We start from the raw sequence: 4,921 nt of genomic DNA, 5'->3' as shown, positions 1-4,921 counted from the left end.
GTCTGGGGGGGCGCGGTCGCCGTCTCCCGCAAGCGCCTCAGCAGGCTGATGCGCGGAGTCACCTGATCCAGGGCGGGCGGCTACGCGGGGCGGGGGTGGCGGCCGGTCGGCCGCCACCCTGCCCGCCGGCTCAGGCCCGGGAGGCGTCGCCCGCGGTCGCCGACTGCCACGCCGCGTACAGCTCCGCGTACCGGCCGGGGCGTGCCGCCAGCTCCTCGTGCGTGCCCTGCTGGACGATGCGTCCGGCGTCGAAGACCAGCACCCGGTCGGCCGCCTCGGCGGTGGAGAGCCGGTGTGCCACCGAGACCGCGGTACGGCCCCGGGTGGCGGTCTCCAGGGCCCGCTGGAGGCGCTGCTCGGTCGCCGGGTCGACGGCCGAGGTCGCCTCGTCGAGTACGAGCAGGTCGGGGTCGGCCAGGTACGCGCGGGCCAGCGCCACCAGTTGGCGTTCGCCCGCCGACAGCGCCTCGCCGCGCGGTCCGGCCTCGGTGTCCAGGCCGTGCGGGAGGGACTCGACCCAGCCGGTCAGCCCGAGATCGGCGAGCGCGCCGCGGACCTCGTCGTCGCCGACGTCGGGGCGGCCGTAGCGGATGTTCTCCCCGACGGTGGTGTTGAAGAGGAAGCCGTCCTGCGGCACCATCACCACCCGCCGCCGCAGCGAGGCCAGGGGTACGTCCCTCAGCGGCACCCCGCCCAGCAGCACCCGGCCCGAGGTCGGATCGGCCAGCCTGGTCAGCAGTTTGACGAAGGTCGACTTGCCCGAGCCCGTCTCGCCGACCACGGCGACCCGGCTGCGCGGGGCGATCTCCACCGAGACCCCGTGCAGCACGCGCGCGCCGTCGGGGTAGGCGTACTCCACCTCCTGGAAGCCGACCCCCACCGGGCCCGGCGCCAGCTCCACGCCCCTCTCGCCCGGGTCCTCGACCTCGCGCGGCGCCTCGATGACGGCAAGCGTACGGCGCAGCCCGGCGAGCGCGTTCTGGAGCTCGTTGAGCACCTCGGTGCTCATCTGCGCCGGACCGATGAAGAGCGTCACCAGGAAGAGGAAGGCGACCAACTCGCCTGCTGTCATATGGCCGTTGACGCCCAGCACCACGCCGAAGCTGACCACCGCGCCGATGGCCAGCGCCGCCGCGACCTCCCCGCTGGAGAGGGTGACGGCCACCAGCCGCTGGGCCCTGCCCTGCGCCTTGCGGTGCTCCTCCACCGCCGTGTCGATACGCCGGCCGATCAGTCCGGAGGCATTGTGCGCGCGGATCACGGCCGTCCCGGCGACGGCCTCGCCGGTGGTGGCGAGCATCGCGCCGGCGCGGGTCCGGACATCGGCGTAGCGGAAGGAGAGCTGGTTCTGCAACCGCGGCAGGATCAGCGCCAACGGCAGGAAGACCGCCCATACCGTCAGGGCCAGCGCCCAGGAGTAGCCGAACATCACGGCGCTGCCCACCAGCAGTTGGCAGCCGCTGACCAGCAGCATGCCGCCGAACTGGAGGAAGATGCTGAACTGGTCCACGTCGCTGGTGACCCTGGCCACCAGATCGCCGCGCTGCTCGCCGCCGAGCGCGGGCGCGGACAGGTCGTGCACCCGCCGGAACGCCTTCTTGCGCATCTCCGCGAGCGCCGTCTCCACTTCCCGGTAGAGCCGGTGGTTCATCCGGTAGGTGACCCATGCCGTGCAGAGCACCGCCACCGCGCAGATCGCGACCGCGCCGAGCACGAAGCCGGTGCGCGGGCCCTCGTCGGACCGGATGCCGGTGTCGAGCGTCAACTGCACCGCGATCGGCACCACCACCCGGCCGCCGGCGGCGATCACCGCGAGCAGCAGGACGACGAACAGGGCGCGGCGCAGCGTCGGCGAGGTGGCGAACAACCGCTTCAGCGTGCCGGTCGCACTGTGGTGCGAGCCCTTGATACGACTCATGCGGTCCGTCCCTCTTCGGCTTCTGCGGTCGACACGCCGGTCCGGGCGTTACGGTCGGTGTCCTCGGCGGCGGCACCGCCCTCGGTCCGCCGGCCGGTCCGCCCGCCCTCGTAGGCGGTGACCAGTGAGCGGTATCCCGTACAGCGGGCCAGGAGTTCGGCGTGCGAGCCGGCGTCGGCGACCCGTCCCCGGTCCACGTAGACGATGTGGTCGGCGAGCGCGATGGTCGCCCTGCGATAGGCCACCACCACGACGGTGGACGGCAGTTCGGAGGTGCGCAGCCGGTTGAGGATGCGGCTCTCCACCTCCGGGTCGACGCTCGATGTCGCGTCGTCCAGCACGAGCAGTCGCGGTCGGCGTACCAGGGCTCGTGCCAGTGCGATGCGTTGGCGCTGGCCGCCGGAGAGACTGGCGCCGCGTTCGCCGACCCGGGCATCCAGCTCGTCCGGCAACTCGCGTACCACGTGCGCCACGTCGGCCGCCTCCAGCGCGTCCCAGACCGCCGCGTCCTCGCGGTCCAGCCCCAACAGCACGTTGCCGCGCACGGTGTCGTCGAAGAGCAGCGCCTCCTGCGGGACGAAGGCCACCGCGGACGCCACCTCGCCCGGACGCATCTGCCGCGCGTTCATGCCGTCCATCAGTACGTCGCCGCGGTCGGGGTCGATCAACCGCACCATCAGCGTCGCCAGGGTGGACTTGCCCGAGCCCGTCGGGCCCACCACGGCCACCGTGCTGCCCACGCCGGTGCTGAGCGTCACGTCGTGCAGCACGTCACTGCCGTTGTACGCGTAACTCACGCCCCGGGCGGCGAGGTCGAGCGGGCCGGGGTCGGTCAGCCGCAACTGGCCGCTGGGCATGTCGCCCTCGGCGTCCAGTACGGCGCGCACCCGCTCCCAGCCGACCGCCGAGCGCGGCAGCTCCGCCAGCACCCAGCCGAAGGCCCGCACCGGGAAGGCGATCATCGTGAACAGATAGGCCACCTGGACCAGCTCCGCGACGCCGATCGCCCCGGAGGCCATCCGGACGGTGCCGACCGCGAGGACCGTCAGGATGCCGAGGTTGGGCAGGGCGTCCAGCAGCGGGTCGAAGCGGCCCCGCATCCGGCCGACCGCCACGTTCGCGTCCCGCAGCGCCTCCGCCCGTTCCGCCATGCGTGAGGCCTCGTGCGCCTCCAGCCCCAGGGTCTTGACCACGACGGCGCCGTCGAAGCTCTCGTGCGCGATGTCGGCCACCTCGGCACGCAGGCTCTGTGCGCGCGCCGCCAGCGGGGAGAGCCGGCGCTGGTAGAAGACGTTGAGCAGGCCGATCGCCGGGAAGAGCGCGATGCTCACCAGAGCCAGCACCGGGTCGACCAGGATCAGAGAACCGATCGCCGACACCAGCATGATCACCACACCGAGCGCCGTCGGCAGCGGGATGATGGGCGACCAGACCGCCTCGACATCGGAGTTGACCGTCGACAACAGGCGCCCCGCCGGGTGGCGTTGGTGCCAGGACAAGGGCAGCTGGAGGTAGCGGTGGGCGACGCGGCGGCGGTAGGTGGACTGGAGCCGGAACTGCATCAGTCCGGCGCCCACCCGCCGGCCGATGACACCGACCACCCGCAGCATCGCGACCGCGAAGATCGCGGCGCCGGCCGCCGCGAGGGCGGCGTAGGAGGTCTCGCCGCTCGCGAAGGCCGGCAGGATCACCCGGTCGGTGATCCTGCCCAGCACCCAGGACGTGGCGACGGGGGCGACGCCGTACAGGGCACTGGCCGCGAGAGCCGCGCCGAAGATCCAGGGCTCCTCCCGTACGGCGGCCGTGAGGACGGGCAGACCCTTACGGCGTGAGGGCCCGTCGGCTTCGGACACGGATGACTTTCCTTCCTGCGAGGCGAGCGACCGGGCGCGGTCCTCGCCCCGGTGTGGCAGCCACGGGGGACGTGGTGGTGGCGTCCCGGCCGGGCGGTGGCGGCGGGACGGGCGGGGGTGTCGGGGGTGTCACTGCCGGGCGCCCGAGGGGGGCGGCAGTGCGTCGAGCAGCGCCGTCTCCTGTGCGGTCAGCGTCAGTTCACAGGCGGCGGTGTTCTCCTCCACGTAGTGGGCGTTCTTGGTTCCCGGTATCGCCACGATGTGGTCCCCCTGGGCGAGCACCCACGCGAGGGCGACCTGCGAGGGCGCGACGCCGCGACTGTCGGCCACCTTGCGCACGGCTTCGGCCAGAGGGCGATTGGCCACCAGGTTCTCCGGCTGGAAGCGGGGGTTGACCCGGCGGTAGTCGTCGGCGGGCAGATCCTCGCTGGAGGCGAACCGCCCGGTGAGGAAGCCGCGGCCGAGCGGGGAGTAGGCGAGCACCGTGATGGACTCGCGGGCCGCGTAGGGCACCAGCTCGGCGAGCGCGTCCCGGGTCCACAGCGAGATCTCCGCCTGCACCGCCGTCACCGGGTGGACCGACCGCGCGGCGCGGACCTGCTCCACGGTGACGTCCGAGAGGCCGAGCCCACGGACCTTCCCGGCGCGTACGGTCTCCGCCATCGCTCCCCAGGTCTCCTCCAACGGCACCTGGGGGTCGACCCGGTGGAGCTGGTAGAGGTCGATGGTCTCGGTGCCCAGCCGACGCAGACTGGCGTCGACCGCCGCCCTGATGTGCTCGGGTCTGCCATCCTTGCGCAGCCTGGTCCCGCCTTGCACGAAGCCCACCTTGGTCGCGAGGAACGCGCGGCGGCGGCGGCCCGCGAGGGCGCGGCCGACCAGTTCCTCGTTGGTGTGCGGGCCGTAGACGTCGGCGGTGTCGATCAGATCCGCGCCCAGGTCGAGCGCGCGGTGGATGGCCGCGATCGATGCCGTGTCGTCCCGCCCGTGGGGGTCGTACGCGTAGGACATCCCCATGCAGCCGAGTCCCACGACGCCGACCCGCTGCCCACCCTGTCCCATTGCCGTGGTGCGCAACCTACGTCTCCTGTCCGGGAGTTCTGCTCCGTCGATGAGAGAGTCGATGAGAGAGGGGCCGGTTCGTGCCCAC

3 protein-coding genes are annotated in these 4,921 nt (G+C 72.8%); all 3 read right to left on the bottom strand.

Annotation, left to right across the window (positions count from 1 at the left end):
* Positions 1 to 130: 130 nt before the first annotated feature.
* Positions 131 to 1,918: an ABC transporter ATP-binding protein gene (locus AB0917_RS33630; protein ID WP_366823504.1), complete on the bottom strand. Its 1,788-nt coding sequence runs from the start codon at positions 1,916 to 1,918 to the stop codon at positions 131 to 133.
* Positions 1,915 to 3,771 (bottom strand): ABC transporter ATP-binding protein, encoded by a 1,857-nt coding sequence (locus AB0917_RS33625; protein ID WP_366823503.1) that lies wholly within the window; start codon positions 3,769 to 3,771, stop codon positions 1,915 to 1,917. Before AB0917_RS33625 ends, AB0917_RS33630 begins: the two co-directional genes overlap by 4 nt.
* A 129-nt stretch (positions 3,772 to 3,900) precedes the next feature.
* Entirely contained in the window at positions 3,901 to 4,833 is a 933-nt protein-coding gene (locus AB0917_RS33620) for an aldo/keto reductase (RefSeq protein ID WP_366823505.1), read from the bottom strand.
* Positions 4,834 to 4,921 lie beyond the last annotated feature (88 nt).

Origin of the sequence: Streptomyces sp. NPDC007346, assembly GCF_040703535.1 — a bacterium.
Taxonomy (GTDB): Bacteria; Actinomycetota; Actinomycetes; order Streptomycetales; family Streptomycetaceae; genus Streptomyces.
This window is presented reverse-complemented; position numbering and strand designations above follow the sequence as displayed.

Coding starts and splice junctions, on each gene's coding strand:
- AB0917_RS33630 (WP_366823504.1), bottom strand. CDS start 1,918: ATGAGTCGTATCAAGGGCTCGCACCACAGTGCGACCGGCACGCTGAAG.
- AB0917_RS33620 (WP_366823505.1), bottom strand. CDS start 4,833: ATGGGACAGGGTGGGCAGCGGGTCGGCGTCGTGGGACTCGGCTGCATG.